Raw genomic sequence first — 19,155 nt, forward strand, 5'->3', positions numbered from 1 at the left:
GTTGAAAACTTAGTTCCGAGGTTGCCTTGTTCGTATGCAAACGACTATCAACCCATTGAATTTCCTTATCAAAGAAACTGAATCTGGGTTTCCATGGAAGCAACTGAGCCATGTGCGATTTGCATGGGAAACGGCGCAAAAGCCCTTGCACTTTGTGCGGCGCGGCCGCATATTGTTGCGGTGCGGTAGCGCTCTGCGTTACCGCTGCCCTCCTTGGGCGTTTCCTCCCTAGACTTGGGCCGCTTGCGTCATTCGCGAGCGGCCCTTTTTTCTTGCCGCCGCCGTTTTCATTTTGGGGCGCGCAAGCTTGCGAAGTGAAAGCGCACTCGCGCGCAAGGCCTCGTCGTTGGAGAGAGAAGCTGAGTCCTATTCCGCCGCGGCCTGGAACGGGCCAAGGTCGGCGAACGGAATCGTGGTCGCCAGCACGTCGGCGAGAACGCCGAAGTCGGAGGCCACTTGCGCAAAGCGAGCACTGCGCTCGCGCCGCCGCTCATCCATGTAGATCGCGCGGTTGAGCTCGAGCTGCACGGCGTGCAGGCCGCTTGCGGGATTGCCGTAATGCTCGGTGATGAAGCCGCCGGCATAGGGCTTGTTGCGGCCGATCGAATAGCCGAGCCCGCTCATGGTCTCCTCGACGCGATCGGGCAAGAGCGGCGTACAGCTGGTGCCGTAGCGATCGCCGATCACGACGTCGGGCCGGCGCGGCTCGTCCCTGCTGACGCCGACCGAGGGCATCGAGTGGCAGTCCACCAGCACCACCGTGCCGAACATCTGATGCACCTTGTTGATCAGCCGGCGCAGCGCGCGATGGTAGGGCTTGTACAGCGTCTCGATCCGCCCCAGCGCATCGTCGACCAGGATGCGGTCGCGATAGATTTCCTGGCCGTCGCCAACCACGCGCGGAATGGTGCCGAGGCCGCCGGCGACCCGCATCGAGCGGGTGTTGGCAAAGCTCGGCAGACGGCCCGTGAACATGCGCGGGTCGAGCTCATAGGGCTCGCGGTTGACGTCGACATAGGAGCGGGGAAAGTTGACCCGCACCGTCGGAAAGCCGCGCGCGCTCAGATGGCCGATCAGTTCGTCCATGAACGAATCTTCCGACCGCCGCAGCGTCGGCAGGTCGATCCGCGAGGCCGCCAGGAATTCCTCAGGATAGGTCGAGCCGGAATGCGGCGAGTTGAAGATGACAGGCGCACGCCATTCGGCGGGCTCGAAGATCTCGAAGGCTGGCGACATGTCGCCGTCAAACCGGGTCATCTTCTCAGGCTTCGTCCCTTCGTGCCGCACGATCCGGACAAGCTCCGGATTCAATGATTCGGCCGATCACGCGGCTCTTATGTGTCGTCATTGTCCGGAATCGCAACCATTCTGCCAAGCGAAAAGATGTATTGGCCGATTGGAACAGGTCTTAACCGTGCGGGCATCGGGATGTGGACCCGCAGATCCGGCTCGATTGATTCGGAGTTCGTTACGGTCCACAAAGAGCCCGAAGCGGGGCCGCCGCAGGGTTAAGATTTTCACCCCAAATTTACCCTCTGTCGGGCTTATTGACCTCTGCTGATATCCTCTGGGGATTCGACGTTTCCTGCCATGCCAAAGATCCTGCTCGCCGAAGACGACAACGACATGCGCCGTTTCCTGGTCAAGGCGCTGGAAAACGCCGGTTTTCAGGTCTCGTCCCACGACAACGGCATGGCCGCCTATCAGCGGCTGCGGGAAGAGCCGTTCGAGATGCTGCTGACCGACATCGTGATGCCGGAAATGGACGGCATCGAGCTGGCCCGCCGGGCCTCGGAACTCGATCCCGACATCAAGATCATGTTCATCACCGGCTTTGCCGCGGTCGCCCTGAACTCGGATTCGGACGCCCCCAAGAACGCCAAGGTGCTGTCCAAGCCCGTGCATCTGCGCGAATTGGTCAGCGAAGTGAACAAGATGCTGGCGGCCTAAATCGGCCCCGTTCCGTCCTTGCGCCGGGTCCCCTGAGCCGTTATAGGGACCCCACCGATGAAATGACCTCTAGGGCACGTAGCTCAGCGGGAGAGCACTACCTTGACATGGTAGGGGTCACAGGTTCGATCCCTGTCGTGCCCACCATCCTCTTCAATGACTTAGGCGCCCCGCGCCCGAGGCCTGAAGGGGTGGTTTCCACGAAATTTCGACGAAGGCCCATTTCCGCGCGGGCCGCCCCGTCCAGATGAGGCTGGCTGCCCCAATGCGGGTGCTCGGTTTCCAGGCCCCTGGAGACGGATGCCGAAGCATAGCCTCGCTTCCCCCACGTTACTCCGAAGGTAACGCAGAAGACCGCGTGCTCTTTCTCTGTCATCTTCTCCGTCATTCCTTCGGCCTGAGCCATCACTTCTCTATCTCGCATCGAGCGCGCTAGATCGTATCGACTGGAGAGAGAGCGCGACAACAGTGTCACGCGAAGCGCCTCTGTCGTCAACAGCACATTTCTTTTGTTAAGCCAGTGCGCTGGCTTATACTAATGGGCCCTCACGCATCTCGATTCGGCGCCTCCGCGTATGTCACCATCTCCCGGAAGAATAGCCAGCGAGTGGCTCGCTTACATTCGGCCGCATGTCCGCCCCTACGAGGCGCTCGGCCGAGGCGATCGGCGCGACTACATCGCCAAGCTGTCGAAGCGGGTGAAGCTGAGCGATAACACACTTCGGCGTTTTATCTGGGCTGCCCAGTATCTGGATGCCGAGGGCATCACCAAACTGCCGTCTGGCGTTCGGATGCCCGTGGCTGCCGTCGAGCGCGTCGCTCGCATTGCAGCCCGCCAACCCGAGAAACGACAGCAATTGCTCAAGGACGTTGCCGAGGGCAGGCTCACCATCGTTGAACTCAGGGAGCTTCTCAAGAAGAGCACCAGGGCTGCTCGTAAGCGCCAGCGCATTGCAAACCCAGAAGAGCCGCTGGAGAATCGGGCGTTGGCGGCACTTAAGGGCGCGAGGCGTTCTCAAACAATCCGATGCAGTGTTTGCTACGTTTCAGGGTCTGGAGCATTGGCCGTACTTCGATTCCCAGGCGAATCCTGTTGTGGTTATTCTTCTTTCGCAGGACCGACGCATCGTCGCTATGAATGATCGACCGCTCGGCGGGACGACTGCCTCGTTCGCGAGGAAACGAAGGGAGTTCTTGCGCAACATCCTCGCCGGTACAGCCCTTTATGACCTGGTCCTCGTCTTCGCCTCGATATGGCACGATGACGTCGGGAAATTGATAGGGGCGATGCGGCCAGAGATGCGGCAGCGCGTTATTCTATTAGGGTCGGAAGCATAGGGACACAACAACGGCGCAAGTTCTTTCCCTCACTACTCTCGTAACCTCGACGTCCGGCGGAGTAGACGTCGGTGGGATCTCCAACATGACAAAAGCGCACCCACTATTTTCCAATTGATTGCCGAAGCGATATTGAGCCAAGATTACAACCATTACGCTATTGCTGTGATTCCCCTCTGTTGCCCGGCGGGCCGTACTGGAGCCCAGAACCGCGTCAGATTGCCGTCACGTAAGCCCATTTGGAACAAGGTCACTGGATGCGTCGCGATTATCGCCTCTACGAACTAAGCGAGGGTGAGTTTGAAGAGCTCGTCGTCAAGATTTGCATCAACTGGCTGGGTGAAGGTGTCACGCCATTCGCGCCCGGTCGCGACGGCGGTCGTGATGGCAAGTTCAACGGCAAGGCCGAATGCTTTCCCAGCGCCAACATGCCCCTTGAGGGTCAGGTTGTCCTCCAGGCCAAGCACGTAGCCGTATTCGACAAATCATGCTCGGATAAGGATTTTGAGCGCCTCCTGAAAAAGGAGCACGCAAAAATTAAGCGGCTCGCAAAGAAGGGCCTATGTGACCACTACCTAGTGTTCACCAACCGCCGCTATACTGGAGGTGCCGACGAGAAGTTAATCGCCAGCCTGATGGCACTCGGCGTCAAGCGTGCTCACATCATCGGGGTTGAGCGTCTCAACGCCGCACTGGATGATATGCAGCATATCCGGGAATGGCTTCCGAACCGGAAAGATCCCATCCCGTTCCGCTTCGAACCGGACGATCTCATCGAAGTGATTGGCGCGGTCCACGACTACGCAGATGGGTCAGCGCTGAGCGCGGTCAACAGCGCCAGAGACTTTGAAAAGCTCAAGCTGCGAGAGGAGAAGAACAAAATCAATGGATTGTCAGACGAGTACTACAACCAGATCATCGTCAGCAACTCTTTCCCTCACTTTGCGCGGATCGACCATTTCCTGAAGAATCCCCGCAATACTCAGGTTGCCGCCCTTTATCACGACAGCGCCGACGAACTAAAGCAAAAGATACTGGCCGCCCGTGCCGAGTTTGCAACGTTCGATAATGTTTTTGCCTTTTTGATCGAGGAGATCCAAAAGAGGCGCGCTGCACTGAAGGGCAGGAGGCGTATGATAAGCGTCATGCTCCACTATATGTACGCCAACTGCGACATCGGCTCGAAGAAACTTCCATCAACCACGCAAACCGGCAAGACCTCTAGCCAGGGAGAAGGGACGAGTTACAAAAAGCTGGTCTGTGCCCTGTTCGATCTAGCTCTGCTGAAGGTGTATGAGGACGTAGGCTTCTTCCATTTTGTCTACCACGACGGAATCTTCGAAGCTCTGGACGACCGAAAGAAGCTGGCGCTGTTAGAGGTTGTGCGTGAACAGACGAGTACCAAGAAGATGCAATACATAATGACGCTAATTGCTTCAGACCTGCCGCGTATCGAAGAGAAGTCACCCCCCCACGTTTGCGCCGGACGAAATTATACTTCGCCTTCACGACGACGGAGCCGACGGTCGCCTCTTCAAGATGGCAGAATTCTAACCTCTGAGGGGGCCAATCTACTCCGCCGCCTCGCCCTTCACCTCAATCATCAGCATATCAAGACTCTCGATCTCCTGCATCGCGCGGCCGGCGATTCCCTGGAGGTCGCCATAGAGACCGGCCGTGGAGTCGAGCACCCCACGGAGCTGTTCCTCGCGCTTGGCCCAGAGCCGCATCATCGTCTTGCGCTCGCGGTCGAGGTCGGCCTGCATGTCGGTGAACTTCTCGACGATCGCATCGATCCGGTGACGGAAGCGCGGACCGGTCAGATAGCCGTACATCATCTCCATCTTGGTCTGCTGGCCTTCCTGGGACTGACGGCTGCCGGCGAGGTCGATCAGCCCGTGCCGGAGTACGATCGCCAGCGGAACGGCGAACCGGGGCTCTGCGACCCAGACATTGTCGAGCAGACCGAAGGTTTCGATATCGTTCGGCAACGCGCTGGAGACAATAAGGGCGACCTCCGCTTTAGCAGCGCGCTGGTCGCTTCTGAGCTTGGTCAGCCAGTCGTCGCTCCAACGTTTGGTTCGCTTGGATTCCCACAGGATCGTGCCGCAAGTCTGCCCACCGGGACCGAACACGCGATGGAGGACGTCGCCACCAAAATCGCCCTTCGGCACCGGCTCGATGAGATCGCGCGGAAACTGATTGCGGAGCAGGGATTCCAGTTCGAGCTCCAGGGCTTCGCCTTGCAACTGCTGTGAGCCCTGTTCAGCACGGCGGCGGAGTTCTTCGATCTGCCGGTTCATGCCGGCGATCTGGGCTTCCTTCTCCGCGACTTTCGCCTTGAAGCCGTCCTCGGCCTCCAGCTTGGCCTTGTCGCGCACAGCGGCGAGTGCCTGCTGGACCTTCGTCTCGATCGTGAGCTCGACTTCGCGCCTGGCATCGTCGAGCTCGCGCTCCTTGCGGAGCATGTCCGCCTGGATCTTCTGGGCTGCGGCCAACTTCTCGTTGTTCGCTGCGAGTATTTGCTGCAAATCCGCCAATTGCCGGTCGCGTTCGCCGAGTTCATCGGCGATCGCCAGCCGTGCTCGCTTTGCTTCCATTTCGACGATATTGGACCGCTCCGCCTTCAGCTTTGCGGCGACCTGTTCGTCGACGGCCTCGCGAGCTTTCGCGATTTCTTCGCTGGCCTGCTTGAGCAGCGCTTCGCGCCGGCCAAAGTCCGCTTCCTTGGCGGCAAGCTGCTGGTCGAACTTGCGGCGCGTCTCCGCAATCAGGGGCGCCGCGAGCGATTCTGTCAGCTTGATTTCAGTGCGGCAGCTCGGGCAGACGATCTGGGGATCGGTCACGGTATTGGTCCTCGGATGATTGTCCGCGATAGTACCGGGCGAGGGTGCGCCGTTTAAGCCCTGCGCGCGGGTTATCCCGCGCAATTGCGGCGGCCGCGGCAGCGGCGGCCGTGTCTTTCCGTTGTTCTGTTCCACCATGATCAGTTCCTCAATGCTCGGACGTCGCGTTCGCGCAGGATGGCCTCGACGATGCGGCGCAGGCGCCGCACCGAGCCGCCGGCCCAGTGCTTCGCGACAGCTTCGCGCTCAACGCCGTCGAGCGGTGTCATCCAGCTCTGGTCGAGGCCGCGCTCCTTGGCGAGGTCAACGATCACGGCCGGCAGCAGCGCGTCCAAGTCATTCGCGGTCGGCTTGGGAAAGGTCACGATGCGGAAACGGTCTCTGATTGGACTTGGCAACGGCTCGAGGCGGTTGGCGGTGGCGATGTACGACACCTGCGACAGATCAAGATTGGTCTGGAGCGCGGGGTCGGGGTAGCGGACGCTCGTTTCCGGTTCGAGAAAGCCGAGCAGGCAGTCCCATAGCCGGCCGTAGTCGGACCTCGTCGCCGCTTTCTCCAATTCATCGAGGAGGACCAGCACATTTGCCGTTTTGCCTTGCGCGATGGCGAGAAAAGGATGGCAAGGCTCGCTAGAGTACCAGCGCCGGTCGGTCCCCCCGAACACCGCGCCGTCGGAACGACTGGCTTCGGTCCGCCAAACGTGGAGACCCAGCACCTCACCGAGCCGGCGGGCAAATCGGCTCTTACCGCCGCCGGGCTCGCCAACAATCAGAAGCGGGCGCAAACGGACCGTGGTGCGCCCAACAAGATCCGCCAGCGCGAAATCGATGACGTCGATGGCGTACGGGAACTCGAACTGCAGAACGCTGCGCGCCTCGTGGAGCGGCGGCACCTCAACGAGCGGCAAAGCAGTGTTAATGACGTTCTTCAGCGGGCCAAGGATTTCCTTGAGTTTGATGTTCTTCAACTCGGCCTCGGACAGACGCGCAACGACGAGATGACGGTCGGGAATGAGTTCAGGGTCCGGGACGGCTTCTTGCTTGACGGTTTCGGTCCGGTCCTCGGCTTCCCGCTTTTTCCGGCTGTCCTCCTCCTCCTTGAGTTGGAGCCGTAACGTGGCCTTGGCCGCGGTGATGCGGTGCTCGGCCAAGCGGTGCCCGACCAGGGAGGCGTTAATCGCAGCAGAGAACTTCTTCGGCAGAAAATGCGTGCAGGCCGGCAGCGCAGCCCAGCCATAGGTAAACCGTTCGAGATCGCAGCGAACCTTCTGTTCGACGTGCAGCGAATTCACCTGAAAGGCCTTGACCAGCGCCTTGGCGACCCTGCGGTGCTGCTGGAAGTGTTCGTCATCACGCGGCGTTGGCAAGCTCACGAGCCGGACGCTATCAGCAAGGCTCCTGAGAGCTGGCTCACTATGGGCTGCAGCGCGGCGATCGAGTTCAGTCGCCAGTGCCATTGCGGCCTCCAACGACCTGCTGGTGGCCCAAGCGACATTGTGTGGCAGTCCCGGGCAAAGCTCGTTGACTTCCGCGATAAGCCGTTCCTCAATGTGTTCGGCGCCATTGACGGCGAGCAGGGCATAGCGCAGAAGCCGCGGCAGGCCTTTGAGCCGCTCGTCCCAATCGGCCGAATCGGCGGCGGCGCCGGTCGTGACCGCGTCCTCCGCGGTTGGCAGATCCTGGTGATCGGCGCCGTCATCACCGCCATCGGTACTCAAGCGTCGCCCTCCTCATCGGAGAGAGCTTGCTTGACGGCCACTTCTGTCTGAGCAAACCAGCGCGGATCCCTCGTACGACCGAGATGGTGGGTGAGCCAAAGGGTCGAGAGCTCGATCTTCAGGGGGTGATCGAATTCGGCATTGCTAAGGATGTGCGACAAGACGAGGGCCGCCGTGGCGTCATCCTTGAGCGCGCAATGCAGAAGAGCCGACATGACGATATCGACTTGAAGATCGACGTCTCCTAGCGGCGTCAGCGACAGTGCCGCGGCGACGGCGGCAGCCGGATCGCCCTTGAGGGCGGCCGGGACGTTGTCGGTGACGCGGAGGACGGCTAGGCTTTCGAGAGTGGCGCCGAGATCAAGGCGTTCGGCCGCGCTGAACGCGTCGGGCGGCAGCATGCGCCACCACGCAAGCGGGTTTGAGTCATCCGAGGCGTATGGCCAGGGATTGCTGCGGCCGGCGATGGTGGAGTTTAGTTCGCGGACTTGCCGCATGTGTGCAGCTTCTCCTATTGCCCTCACCGCGCGTTGGATGACACCGCGGGCGCTATCCACTGTCCGGGCCCGAGCGGGCGCGCCTGAAGAACGCTGGTCAGCCAATCGTGCTGTTCGATGGGAGTCTCAGGTTCGGGTGCCGGCTTAACTACCTTGGGCTTCCGCGCTGCGTTCAGCTTGCTAATGGCGGGCTCGAGGATTGCGCCGAGGCGCGTGTGCATCTCCTGCCGCAGCGCGGCGGTCATGGTCTCGATGCGCTCGACCACCGCGACGCCGAAGTGCGCGTTCAATTCATCGCGCACGAGCTTGATGTCACGCGAGAACCCCGAACCGCCGTAGTAGTCGATGACCGCGGTCGTCACTCGATCGACGTCATGTCCGAGCTTCTTGAGATGCGAGGCCAGCACGAGGCGGGTCGCGCGCAGATCCCTCTCGATCGGTTTGCGCTTGTTCCAAGCCGTTTCGCCATTGCCCCTTTTCACGTCGTAAGCGCCGGCCCAGCCGCGTTCGGAATCGATGACAATCAGGTCGAGCTTCGCCATCCTGATGACAGGCGAGTCCGACTTCAGTTGGATCTTCGCCAGGGCTGCGTTGGAGTTCTGGGAGGTCAGAAGATCGTTGGCCGCCACGGTGATCGGCACATGGATTTCGCTCAGAACTTCGAAACGACCGCTGGTGGCGAGCGTGTCTGCGAGCGTCGTCTGGATCAGAAGACCGTGGCGGCGCACGCAAGAAGAAATGACGGCGAACGATTGGGAGAGTTCGTCGCCGATAATCGGGTCGATCGAGAAGTTGGCTTCAAGGGCCGTTGCGACGACCTGCTTGGCCGCGCGGACGGCGTCCTCATTGGTTTTCAGCAATTCGGTGAGTGGATCGATAGGCACGTTGTTCTCCTCTGTATCGGGAGAACTTTTCTCATGGCCGGGACCAAATGTCAGTTGATCTGACAAATTAACCTTAATAGAATCTTTCCGACATGATTTCCGTAGAACAGATTCGCGCAGCGCGTAGCTGGTTAGGGATTTCGCAGCAGGAGCTTGCGGACGCTGCCGGCGTAGAGGTGAAGACTATTCACCGGATCGAGACAGGCTTTCGCGGAGCCACGGAACGAACCCTGGAAAGAATCCGACGGGCTTTCGAAGCGAGGGGCCTCGAGTTCATTTTCGACGGAAGCAAGCCGGTCGGTTTGCGAACCCGAAGCGCGCGCTAACGTAAGACTATCATCGCCGAGACTTCGCGGCCGCTTTTGGCGCGAGGCGGCCATCGCGCCAACGGAAGCGGGTTTCGACAGTTTCGCGAGCTTTACCTTGACTTCGATCCGCGTGTGTCGACACGACCGAATTCGTGCTCGACGAATATGCCTGTGGCTGCAATGAGCCATCCGGCGCTGCACGATGCAGATTGCAGTAGGCGGGCAGTAAGCCCTCATCCGAAACGCGTTGGGCAGCGTGGTCGTGGCTGGTTGCCAAGATGTCGTCGGGGCGGATCGCTCTTCCGTTCTGCGCCTGTCCGATTTTGTCCGCAATGCGAACCAGATCCGCGATGGACTGTGCCCCCATTTTGGTCATGATCCGGCCACTGTGAACACGGGCAGTATGCGTACAGATCCCTAGCCGGCCAGCTATGTGCTTGGGTCCAAGTCCTGCCGAGAGCAGCGCCATGGTCTCTCTTTCGCGGGGCGATAGCGACGCAAAGCCTCGCACGCAGTTCGTCCTGGATCTGCTCTTGCCGGTGCCGCGTGAGATCGCGTTCGATGCCGCGTCTGACCGCGTCGACAAGCTGTTCAATCTGGAACGGCTTGATGAGATAGTCGATGGCGCCATTCTTCATCGCCTAGACGCAGGTCCTTGCCTCGTCCTGAGCCGTCAGAAACAACAATGGTGTCTTGCGTCCAATCCTTGTCTGGTGGGATTGAAGATCGAGACCGCCGATGCCAGGCAACCGCACATCCAATATGATGCAGTGAAGTGGATTGGTCTCGCTTCTCATCAAGAAATCCTCGGCTGAATTGAATACCTCGACCGTCAGGCCAGCCGCGACGAGGCAATCCAGCGCCTTCGCTCGCGAGGAGCTGTCGCTGTCGATAACTGCTACTAGCGGTCGGTCAATGATCATCGGCTATATCGTCGGCACTCTTGATGGAGGACGGCATCGTTCCGCATCTCGGTGTACTTTCATCACGATAAGGTCGGGTATCGAGCTACGGAGCGGCTGCGCGAGATCGTTTCGATTACCATTTGCCGACATGTGCGCCGCCGTCGACGCGCAGGATCTCTCGCGTGATGCGGCGAGCCTCGATCACAATCTCCTGAATGCTCGAAATGCTTCCCATCGGGGACGGTCTGCGAAGAAAGTCCCAATCGGGTTTGCCCGCGAGGGCTGCAGTGATGCTGACAATGCTGCCGCCTGACGTTTGTGCCATGATCTGTATCTGTCTGATCGCGACTTGGGTCATGTAGATGAAGCCGTTGAGATTGGTGGAGAGCAGCTGCTTCAAATCATCACCCGGGTAGTCGGTGAACGGGTTGACCACGAAGATCTCAGCATTGTTCACCAACGCATCTATCGAGCTGAACTTGCCAACAGCTGTCTCGGCAACCCTGGTGGCTGTCGAGGCATGCCGACGTCCCCATCCACCAGGGCCAAGCTCGGAGAGGAGGGATCGCGTCACTCTGCGCGAGGTCGCGACGACGTTGTAACCTCGTTCAATGAATGTCCGTACCGCACTTAAGCCGATCCCCTGCAAGCCGCCGGTGACAATCACGGTCTTTGATCCTTGAGTCACGCTAGGTCTCCTTGCTCTAGCCGGGCAGTGGCGATGATTAGTTTCTTATCGCCGTGGAACTCGATCGCTGAATGTGCTGTGCCGCTTGGGGGCAGCTCGCTTGAAACGCGACCTCACAGCTTGCCAATTCGGAAGTCGGGTTCGCGAAGTTACATGCGCGCGAAGACGTGACTTCGCTTTGCTCTCGTTGGCCCAACGCACGCCGGGATAATGAGCGAGCAGAGTAGCTGGATGTACCCCACGAACGAGAACGCATTCGGTTCGGCCACTACGCCGGTTGAGGTAGAAGCCGCACACCTGCACGTCGTCAAGCGGCAATGACGGAAGAGGCGCGAGCTAAGGCAGCGCTGCTTGAGATCGCCGAAGAGTATCGCGCGCGGGCCGAACACCAAGAGCGGGAGCTCCCTGAGAGGAGCAAAAGCTAGTGAACGTCGCCTTATGGCCCATCTGCGAAGTTGCACCGCATCTGACGGAGGTCCCCTCATCACGCCACAGCGGACCAGATTTGCTCAACCGCAGTTCTTCGCATTTTGACCCAACCCGGACATCAGGGGCTGCGCAGCCTCTACCGAGGGGGCCCACGATCAACGAAATATGCCCCCGGATACGCCTTTGGACTCATCTCGGGCTGACGGTTATTTCACCGGCTCACCCATTCAAAATTCCGAGTTGCGGGCGCATATTGTAGCGATAGGGCGCCGCGAGGTGACTTAATGAAACGCCGCGATTTTGTCGCTCTTCTCAGCGCTGCGGTAGTCGCCTTGCCCCTCGCAGCCCACGCGCAGCAACCAGCGGTGCCGCGGGTCGGCTACGTCTGGAGCGGCGCTCGCGGGACGGACGTGTACTACCAGACCGGATTCCGTCAAGGACTAGAGGTCTTCGCATTTTGACCCGTTGCGGACTTTTGGATATCGGTACTAGAGAACCCTATCATCGTGGATTCCGGGGAGCAGAGCTTGAAGAACATTCAGATCATCGATCCCGCCGTCAACGCGACGTTCAGCTTGTTTCAAGCGACTGATGATGAGTTTGCTGCCATCTTTCCTGGGGCGGGCCAAGACTTAGAGTTGATCGAGGACTTTACCGAACGCGTAGGGGAAGAGCAGGCTTTGCGAATATTGTCGCCCGTATGGGAGCGCCCTATCTTGAAGCGCGATGCGCAAGGTATCCACGGGACGCTGTACTACGAGTACGCGGACCGGAAGCAATATCTTCCGGCATCCAGGAGAGAGGTCGACTGGCCCGATTCCTACGTTAATCTCGCGCAGCGCAAGCCGTCCGAGCGAATGAGCCGCGCGAACTGCCATCGGCGGGCGCCACGATACACAACAGAACCGACAGTCCCTTTGTGCCGGTCTCTCACTGAGCGCTGCCAGCTCAGGCACGCGAAACGATCACGTTGATCGCAACGAGGCAGCACGATGAAATCAAGACTTGGAAGGTTCATTACGCCATTTATCGCCACGCTCGCTCTTCGCGCGATAGTCATTGTCGCCACGGTTTGTACTGTACTGACGTGGGCCACGATCCACAGCGTTCGCGCCGAAGAAAGGGTGATCAAGATCACGGTGCTCGGGGATTCTCTCATCGAAAATAAAGGTGTACCCGTTGCCCATCGTTTCCCGGACAAACTTGAATTTGCACTGAAAGCCAGAGGTCAATCAGTCGCCGTAACCAATGCCGGCTGGGCTGGTGACACAGCCGCAAAAGGTCTCGCCAGATTGGACCGAGTGATCACCGACCAACCCGATGCGGTCATTGTGGTGCTCGGTGCGAATGACATGGTCTGGGGAATCGATCCAAATGCTACTCGTGCCGCGCTGGCGGAAATTTTACGTAAACTCGAAGCGCGGCGGATTGCCGTGCTTCTTTGCGGCGTGCGGACGCAATCAAAATTTGGAGAAGAATACAAGAATGCTTTTGCGGCGATGTTTTCTGGTCTTGCCAGCGAGCACAACGTGCTGTTCTACCCAGCTTTCGATGATGCGTTTGTCGATGATGCCCAACTCAAAGCGCTCGATGGTCTACACCCGACCCCGGCCGGAATCGAGGCGGTCGTAACGCGCATCCTACCACAAGTCGAGGCCCTGATCGCGAGCGCGCGCCGCTAGGGACCGTTGAGACTCACGATTGGCATGAAGAAGGCTGCTACGTCGTTAGCGCGGGCAATTCCGACAATGGCCCTCAGCCGAATTGCCTATGAACGGCCGCAAAGGCCCCTTTCGAAGGAAAGCCGGACCTGACGAGCTGAGTGGTCGAAACCGCCGCTTGTGACCCTGGCTGTGTGAAAAGTCTCGGCCTGCTATAGTTCTCCTGCTGAATCGGTGGGGGACATGATGCCGGGCTTTGTTGCGGGGATGGACCGGGGGCAAGCGACGCTGTTGCCGGAATGCCTCGACGACTGGGTCGACGACAGCCATCCTGTTCGCGTGATCGATGCGTTCGTCGAGATGCTGGATCTGCGCGCTCTTGGCTTCACCAGCGTCAATCCGGCCGACACCGGTCGTCCGGCTTATCACCCCTCGATCCATCTGAAGCTCTACATCTACGGCTATCTCAACCGCGTGCATTCGAGCCGGCGGCTCGAGCGCGAGGCGGGCCGCAACGTGGAGGTCATGTGGCTCTTGGGCCGGCTGGCGCCGGACTTCAAGACGATCGCCGATTTCCGCAAGGACAATGGGCCGGCGATCAAAAAAGTCTGCGCGCGCTTCGTCGAGGTGTGCCGCGAGATGGGATTGCTCGCGAAGGCCAGCGTCGCGATCGATGGCAGCAAGTTCAAGGCAGTGAATAACCGCGACAAGAACTTCACGCAGGCGAAAGTCGAGCGCCGGCGGAAGCAGTTGGAGGAGAGCGTGGCACGCTATCTGGCACGACTCGACTCCGCAGACCGGCAGGATCCGTCGGAAGTCGTCACGCTGAAGAAGATGCGTTACAAAGAGAAACTCGAGAAGTTGAAATCCGAAATGGCGAAGCTGGCGGCTATCGAGAAGCAGGTTCTGGCCGCGCCCGATAAGCAGGTTTCGTTCACCGATCCCGACAGCCGCTCGATGGCGACCAGCGGGGCGCGGCTCCGGCGTCGTCGGCTACAATGTGCAGACGGCGGTCGACACTGAGAACCATCTGATCGTCGCGCACGAGGTTACGAATGTGGGCTCGGATCGCTCGCAACTTGCGAATACGGCGCAGGCGGCCAAAGAAGCGTTGAAGGTCGAGAAACTTGAGGCCGTCGCCGATCGCGGTTACTTCAACGGCGAGGAGATCAAGGCGTGCGAGGACGCCGGCGTCACCGTGACGTTGCCGAAGCCGATGACATCTGGTGCCAAAGCGGAAGGCCGTTTCGGCAAGCAGGATTTTGTTTATCTGGCTGAGGAGGATGTTTATCGCTGCCCGGCCGGGGAGCAACTCACCTATCGAATGACGACCGTGGAAAACGGCCAGAACATGCGCCGGTATTGGACAAATGCGTGCCGAGCATGTCCGCTCAAGGCGAAATGCACGAAAGGCTCGGAGCGGCGGATCACCCGCTGGGAGCACGAGCAGGTGGTCGAGGCTGTGCAGGAGCGGCTCGACAAGAACCCCGAGGCGATGCGCACGCGGCGCGAGACGGTCGAGCATCCGTTTGGCACACTGAAGATGCGCATGGGCGCGACGCACTTCTTGTGCAAGACGCTGCCCAAGGTTGCGACCGAGATGGCGCTCTGCGTGCTCGGCTACAACATGACGCGCGTGCTGAATATCGTCGGCGTCAAGCCGCTGCTGGCGGCGATCGCGGCCTGAGACGGCCCCACTGCAGGCTCTGCACAGCCTGAGAGCCGGTCAGGTTTACCTGATGATGAACCAGCTTGCCTCCCAGACCCGAAATCGGAAAAATATGCTCGAAACCGTCACCTTGCAGCGCATCCAGCCTGGAGCGGCTCGCCGATACCCCATCCGCCGCGTTATCACACGGCCAAGACCCAGAGCCGACATCACTCCTTCGGCACTCCGGCCAAGTGAAACCCTTTTACGGCGCGCTTGGCACCTGCGAGAAACGCCGGATTGTCGCTTACTGAAAAGCTTTTGAAGCGTTTGATAGCAAACGTCGGATTTAGCGCAAGCCCCGCTTGCACGGCAGCCCACGCCTCCTCCTGCTTACCGAGAAGCGCGAGCGCAGCAGCCAGCCCAAAATGCGAGGTGGGATGATTACGGTTGGTCTCGATGCTGCGACGGAACCAGCTGAGTGCTTCGTCGTCCGCGCTAACCTGCAACTTGGCGAAGCCTACCATCATTGACCATTGGAAGCTCAGGATATCGCGAGGAGAGAGACGAAATGCTTCACTGATATGAGTCTCGGTCTCTGCTCCGCGCCCCATAAAATACTTGGCCCAGCCGATCAGCGCGTGCGCCTCAGCTATGTTTCGATCCAGCGCCAATGCTCGTTCGCACTCAGCAAGGCCCTGAGCGGCTCGGCAACTACACATGAGCACGCCGCCCAAAGCTAAATGGGCAAACGCATGATTAGGCGCGAGGGACAGCACCCTTCCCAGCGCGGCCTCGGCCGCCACAAGATGCGCGGTTCGTTCGTCGGTAAAGAAGCTACTTCCAACCACAAGATCGACAAACGCAATGCCCACCATCGCTTCGATATTTCCAGGATCGAGGAATAGCGCCCGTTCAAAAAAAAGCCCGCGCTTGTTCCATATGTTCAGGCGTCCACCCCTTGTTCCACGAAGCTTTACCTTGGAAGCACAGATCCATTGAACCGCGATGCACAGATCGTTCTGACCGCTGGGCCTCGAATTCTGTCAGCTGAGCATTTAGCGCATTGGGGCGGAGGATTTCGTAGGATCTAACCCCAAAAATGATGTACCTTCGAGGTCGCGGTGTTGAAATCTCAATGCCTGAGAACTCGCAATAGCGCTCTGGTCACTTGCCGCCGTCTGCGTGGTGGCGTTCAGTGTGGCCGCAATCGTGTCTCCTCACTGATCGAACAAGAGACCGTCTGCCTCCCGCCGGGGTCGAGGAGCCAGCGCCGCTGGGCGCCGCAGCAGGTGGTGATTGTTCGACGCCAACTTCGCCGCAACGCCCGGCCCCAGTGGCGGCAGTGGCCGCAGCCTCCACTGCGCCGAGGCGGGCGACGACGCAGCGGTGTGTGGTCGGCCTCGGCCTTAAGCTTGAATTGAGCGATGGGCCAATTGCTCGCCTAGTAAACGCACTGTCTGACCCAGTAGCCACCGCTCACCCGTATCCACTGACATGGCTCGGCGGGGCTCTTTGATGATCGGCCACCCGTGAATATCGATGTTTGTTGGCGCGGTGATCCGCGCCAAAAGACAGCATTCGCTTCGGAGGAATGGAAGACCAGAGCTCCGGCGAAGCAGGTAGCGGCTACACAGCACAGCAGGAAACGGCTCATTTGTCTGATCCCGGTGAGACGTTGAACCCTTGCGAATGCTACGCGAGCCGCCGGGTTTTATCCACACCCGGGCAAACAAGAGCAGCTAGGTTTCGCAGTACCGTCAGCGAAAGTTGCCGAATTCCTTGAGCGGGCTGAGCACTACGCAGCGCTAAAAAAAGCAGCTGAAACACTTGCCGACCCGCCGCATTTACGAACAAATGGAAGCAGCTACCGCATTCCCGCCCAGAGCCACCAGTTGCATCTGAATTTCCGTTTTTAGGGGGTTTTTGATCCATGTGCCCAACTCAATGTGAGTACATTGCTGCGTTGATCAAGCTGCACGACCAACATATTGAAGCTCTTCGCGTCAGCCCCGCGATTGAGAAGGAATATGCGGAGATGCTTCTGTTGAGGGAAAGGATAAGAACGGCACTCGATAGGAAAGACCACGTCCTCGCCCCGGAATTGATCGGCTCTAGGAACCGGCCCATTTCTCGAGCATAGGAGGCCGACATGATCGAGACTGCACCGACGCAAGTTATACTTGCATGCTCGAAATGCGGAGAAGCGTACAGCGCAGTTCAAGCCCAATCGTCTGTGAACAGGACAAAATCGTTTCAACTGTTTAGTCTGCGCAGCCGTGGTCCTCAGCTGGATGGGTGACTACGTCCATAGCGACTGAAAGCCGCTTCCGACGCGGCCCGAGAGAGCGATCTGATCCCCGAGAGAGGAGCGAACTTCACTGGGCCGCAGAGTTGTTACCATTTTTTCCCAATCCTAAATCATTGTTTACAATCTGCTGTCATCCTTGTTCGCATGCTGAAAGGTATTGTGATCTGCTTTTTCGCCTTCGTATTTTCAAGCCCTGGACGGCTACCTGATGCCGGTCGGCATCGCGACGCGGTTGTTACAATGCTGATCGAGATCGACGACAGTTGGAGCCGCTAGCGCTTTCGCTCCAATGGGACAGCCAGGGCACATAGAACTCATCGTCTCGCCTGCGATACGTCGCGCGATGATTGCGATCAACGACCAGAAAGCGTTTCGCGCTTTACGGTCCAAATGGGAGCGTCTGGAAGTGCGAGCGCGATGGTGTCTCGCCGCGCACACTCTGGAAGCTGCTCGCGAATCTCCTGATGGAGGACGAACCGCAGACAACCGTTACGACGGCTTCACTCACCACAGTCCGTATGCGCCTGAGCAAGGTTGGCCTAAATGTCTTGAAAGCGAACTTAGTCAGGAAGGCATGACGCTGGCGCTAATGCTCGATCTTCCTTCGGAGCTACCATCACGGCGCGTCAATCGGGCGACGGCCGTTGCAGCGTCTCCGCTCATCCCATGGCGCTCGCATCCAGACATTGCGCCGTTAAGGAACTGGTTACTAGTCACTGTCACCTTTGCTGTATTAGGCCGCGATATGCGGCAGTGCATTCCGAGAACGGTTTAATACTTCGACACGCCCGGTTGGCGGTTTCTTGAAGGAGAGGCCCAATGTTTAAGGGCTTCACGGTGGCAGTTGTGGCGTTGATTAGCACAGCGCAGCTGGATCGATACCTAACCAACGGTCGGTACACCGACGCGGCTATAGCTATGCTGCGGCAAATTGGGCGCTCGTTTGGTTTTTGAATATTATTGGACGCGGAGGCGCGTGATGGACATCTCATGGGCTGATCTCGATAGCGATGAGCAGCGCACCATTGCGATATTGGGAGCCGGACTTTCCATTGAACTGTGCGACCCTCTTGCCCTCCTGACGCTAAGGCGGCTCGGTCTGGTCATAGGGTCGCATTTGACCGCCGCTGGACACAATCTGCGAAGAGATGCCGTTGTGAAGAGTGCCGCGGGCTAAGCGTTGCGGGTGTTCATTGAGACTAGGATCGGGGATGCCAAGCGCAATCGAACTTATTGTAGACGCTTACGTTCGCCTCAATGACAGGAGAGCTCTCGACGATCTGCGCATACAGCGCCGGAAGCTGGCCGTGGACCTGAAGGCACGCACCGACTTTGACTGCCGGACAACCATTCAGCAGATCGAGGAAGATATCCTCGTGATCGAGGCTGGGCTGGCGCAGCTGGATGGTGCGGCGACGAGCTAAGCCGCCGACCTGCTCGACCTAGATCATCCGCTCCTTGGTGACCCGCAAGCTGCGAACGTAATAGCCCTGTCTTTGAACGGCTGACTTGATCTCGTCGCTGACTTTGAGAACTCGTTTTCTGCTCTTGCGCCAATTATTTGCAGAGTAAGCGCCGGGTATCGCGGCCCCTGTGCTTAGAACGAGCAAGTCCCGCTTGCCATTGCGATAGACATCAAACACTTTCCGCCCCCGCTGATTGTATCGAAGTAAACACGAAGTATGTTTCAGTCATTCTGCTCGGTCAGCTTACTACCTCGAATGGCCGTGCGGGTTGCAAATGTGCAACGCCCCGCGACTTCTGCTTCACCAGCAAAGATGCGGTGGAACGTCCTTTGCGCCTGACCGCTCGCCTCGGGATTGCACACCCTCAGTGCCACGGCGCTACAAAAGTAGCCACCGAGGACGAACATTCGTGGGTCAAGTCTATTGCCGCATAAGAGGTCCACTCAGCCGATTGGCTTTGCTCACCAGCACTATTCGGAACGTTGCACTTTCTGGTGCGTTGGGTG

General features: G+C 59.0%; 16 protein-coding genes, 1 tRNA gene and 2 pseudogenes. 9 read left to right on the forward strand and 10 right to left on the reverse strand.

All coding sequences use genetic code 11. The annotated features are described in order from the left end of the window. Positions 1-366 precede the first annotated feature (366 nt). Entirely contained in the window at positions 367-1,257 is an 891-nt protein-coding gene (locus tag AB7M16_RS23560) for an N-formylglutamate amidohydrolase (protein ID WP_172784984.1), read from the reverse strand. Between the two features lie 333 nt (positions 1,258-1,590). Between AB7M16_RS23560 and cpdR the strand changes: the two genes are divergently transcribed. From cpdR to AB7M16_RS23580, 4 genes and pseudogenes are all read left to right on the forward strand, one after another. Then, positions 1,591-1,950, forward strand: a complete 360-nt coding sequence (gene cpdR / locus AB7M16_RS23565; protein WP_007597092.1) for a cell cycle two-component system response regulator CpdR — start codon at positions 1,591-1,593, stop codon at positions 1,948-1,950. Between the two features lie 72 nt (positions 1,951-2,022). After that, a tRNA-Val gene (locus AB7M16_RS23570) sits at positions 2,023-2,097 on the forward strand. A gap of 428 nt (positions 2,098-2,525) precedes the next feature. Then, positions 2,526-3,092 (forward strand): hypothetical protein, encoded by a 567-nt coding sequence (locus AB7M16_RS23575; RefSeq protein WP_453945370.1) that lies wholly within the window; start codon positions 2,526-2,528, stop codon positions 3,090-3,092. 897 nt (positions 3,093-3,989) lie between these two features. Continuing rightward, positions 3,990-4,739, forward strand: a pseudogene (locus tag AB7M16_RS23580) (ABC-three component system protein); the annotation flags it as partial. Positions 4,740-4,859: 120 nt separating this feature from the next. On the opposite strand, the gene AB7M16_RS23585 reads toward AB7M16_RS23580, so the two are convergent. The 4 genes from AB7M16_RS23585 to AB7M16_RS23600 all read right to left on the reverse strand — a co-directional run bounded on the left by AB7M16_RS23585 (position 4,860) and on the right by AB7M16_RS23600 (position 9,233). Further along, positions 4,860-6,134, reverse strand: a complete 1,275-nt coding sequence (locus tag AB7M16_RS23585; RefSeq protein ID WP_453947253.1) for a DUF2130 domain-containing protein — start codon at positions 6,132-6,134, stop codon at positions 4,860-4,862. Positions 6,135-6,274: 140 nt separating this feature from the next. Next, positions 6,275-7,852, reverse strand: coding sequence for an AAA family ATPase (locus AB7M16_RS23590; RefSeq protein WP_245333864.1), 1,578 nt, complete (start codon positions 7,850-7,852; stop codon positions 6,275-6,277). Continuing rightward, on the reverse strand, positions 7,849-8,349 hold the full coding sequence (locus AB7M16_RS23595) for a hypothetical protein (protein WP_148090218.1): 501 nt from the start codon (positions 8,347-8,349) through the stop codon (positions 7,849-7,851). The genes AB7M16_RS23590 and AB7M16_RS23595 overlap by 4 nt, the downstream gene beginning before the upstream one ends. Before the next feature lie 23 nt (positions 8,350-8,372). Then, positions 8,373-9,233 (reverse strand): hypothetical protein, encoded by an 861-nt coding sequence (locus AB7M16_RS23600; protein ID WP_124163231.1) that lies wholly within the window; start codon positions 9,231-9,233, stop codon positions 8,373-8,375. 92 nt (positions 9,234-9,325) lie between these two features. Between AB7M16_RS23600 and AB7M16_RS23605 the strand changes: the two genes are divergently transcribed. Next, positions 9,326-9,559: a helix-turn-helix domain-containing protein gene (locus AB7M16_RS23605; RefSeq protein ID WP_124163230.1), complete on the forward strand. Its 234-nt coding sequence runs from the start codon at positions 9,326-9,328 to the stop codon at positions 9,557-9,559. A 10-nt stretch (positions 9,560-9,569) separates the two neighbouring features. Here AB7M16_RS23605 and AB7M16_RS23610 read toward each other — a convergent pair whose 3' ends face one another. The 3 genes from AB7M16_RS23610 to AB7M16_RS23620 form a co-directional block, all read right to left on the reverse strand. Then, positions 9,570-10,172 (reverse strand): LuxR C-terminal-related transcriptional regulator, encoded by a 603-nt coding sequence (locus tag AB7M16_RS23610; protein WP_124163229.1) that lies wholly within the window; start codon positions 10,170-10,172, stop codon positions 9,570-9,572. Between the two features lie 10 nt (positions 10,173-10,182). Next, complete coding sequence (locus tag AB7M16_RS23615; protein WP_124163228.1) at positions 10,183-10,464, reverse strand: response regulator; 282 nt, start codon at positions 10,462-10,464, stop codon at positions 10,183-10,185. Between the two features lie 115 nt (positions 10,465-10,579). Beyond that, positions 10,580-11,134: an SDR family oxidoreductase gene (locus AB7M16_RS23620; protein WP_124163227.1), complete on the reverse strand. Its 555-nt coding sequence runs from the start codon at positions 11,132-11,134 to the stop codon at positions 10,580-10,582. Between the two features lie 956 nt (positions 11,135-12,090). Here AB7M16_RS23620 and AB7M16_RS23625 point away from each other — a divergent pair. The 3 genes and pseudogenes from AB7M16_RS23625 to AB7M16_RS23635 all read left to right on the forward strand — a co-directional run bounded on the left by AB7M16_RS23625 (position 12,091) and on the right by AB7M16_RS23635 (position 14,911). Then, positions 12,091-12,537, forward strand: a complete 447-nt coding sequence (locus AB7M16_RS23625; RefSeq protein ID WP_199752273.1) for a hypothetical protein — start codon at positions 12,091-12,093, stop codon at positions 12,535-12,537. Between the two features lie 18 nt (positions 12,538-12,555). After that, the gene (locus tag AB7M16_RS23630) at positions 12,556-13,245 is read left to right on the forward strand and encodes a GDSL-type esterase/lipase family protein (RefSeq protein ID WP_124163226.1); all 690 of its coding nucleotides are present in this window, start codon (positions 12,556-12,558) and stop codon (positions 13,243-13,245) included. Between the two features lie 225 nt (positions 13,246-13,470). After that, a pseudogene (locus AB7M16_RS23635) lies at positions 13,471-14,911 on the forward strand (IS1182 family transposase). Between the two features lie 191 nt (positions 14,912-15,102). Here the strand turns inward: AB7M16_RS23635 and AB7M16_RS23640 are convergent. Continuing rightward, positions 15,103-15,750, reverse strand: a complete 648-nt coding sequence (locus tag AB7M16_RS23640) for a tetratricopeptide repeat protein (protein WP_124163225.1) — start codon at positions 15,748-15,750, stop codon at positions 15,103-15,105. 2,644 nt (positions 15,751-18,394) lie between these two features. Between AB7M16_RS23640 and AB7M16_RS23645 the strand changes: the two genes are divergently transcribed. Continuing rightward, a complete protein-coding gene (locus AB7M16_RS23645) occupies positions 18,395-18,607 on the forward strand; it encodes a hypothetical protein (protein WP_158670231.1) in 213 nt (70 codons plus the stop codon). 18 nt (positions 18,608-18,625) lie between these two features. On the opposite strand, the gene AB7M16_RS23650 is transcribed toward AB7M16_RS23645, so the two are convergent. Beyond that, a complete protein-coding gene (locus tag AB7M16_RS23650; RefSeq protein ID WP_124163223.1) occupies positions 18,626-18,826 on the reverse strand; it encodes a hypothetical protein in 201 nt (66 codons plus the stop codon). Between the last annotated feature and the right edge of the window lie 329 nt (positions 18,827-19,155).

This window comes from Bradyrhizobium sp. USDA 372, assembly GCF_053629095.1.

Coding starts and splice junctions, on each gene's coding strand:
- AB7M16_RS23560 (WP_172784984.1), bottom strand. CDS start 1,257: ATGACCCGGTTTGACGGCGACATGTCGCCAGCCTTCGAGATCTTCGAG.
- cpdR (WP_007597092.1), top strand. CDS start 1,591: ATGCCAAAGATCCTGCTCGCCGAAGACGACAACGACATGCGCCGTTTC.
- AB7M16_RS23575 (WP_453945370.1), top strand. CDS start 2,526: ATGTCACCATCTCCCGGAAGAATAGCCAGCGAGTGGCTCGCTTACATT.
- AB7M16_RS23595 (WP_148090218.1), bottom strand. CDS start 8,349: ATGCGGCAAGTCCGCGAACTAAACTCCACCATCGCCGGCCGCAGCAAT.
- AB7M16_RS23605 (WP_124163230.1), top strand. CDS start 9,326: ATGATTTCCGTAGAACAGATTCGCGCAGCGCGTAGCTGGTTAGGGATT.
- AB7M16_RS23610 (WP_124163229.1), bottom strand. CDS start 10,172: ATGGCGCCATCGACTATCTCATCAAGCCGTTCCAGATTGAACAGCTTG.
- AB7M16_RS23615 (WP_124163228.1), bottom strand. CDS start 10,464: ATGATCATTGACCGACCGCTAGTAGCAGTTATCGACAGCGACAGCTCC.
- AB7M16_RS23630 (WP_124163226.1), top strand. CDS start 12,556: ATGAAATCAAGACTTGGAAGGTTCATTACGCCATTTATCGCCACGCTC.
- AB7M16_RS23640 (WP_124163225.1), bottom strand. CDS start 15,750: ATGGTGGGCATTGCGTTTGTCGATCTTGTGGTTGGAAGTAGCTTCTTT.
- AB7M16_RS23645 (WP_158670231.1), top strand. CDS start 18,395: ATGCCAAGCGCAATCGAACTTATTGTAGACGCTTACGTTCGCCTCAAT.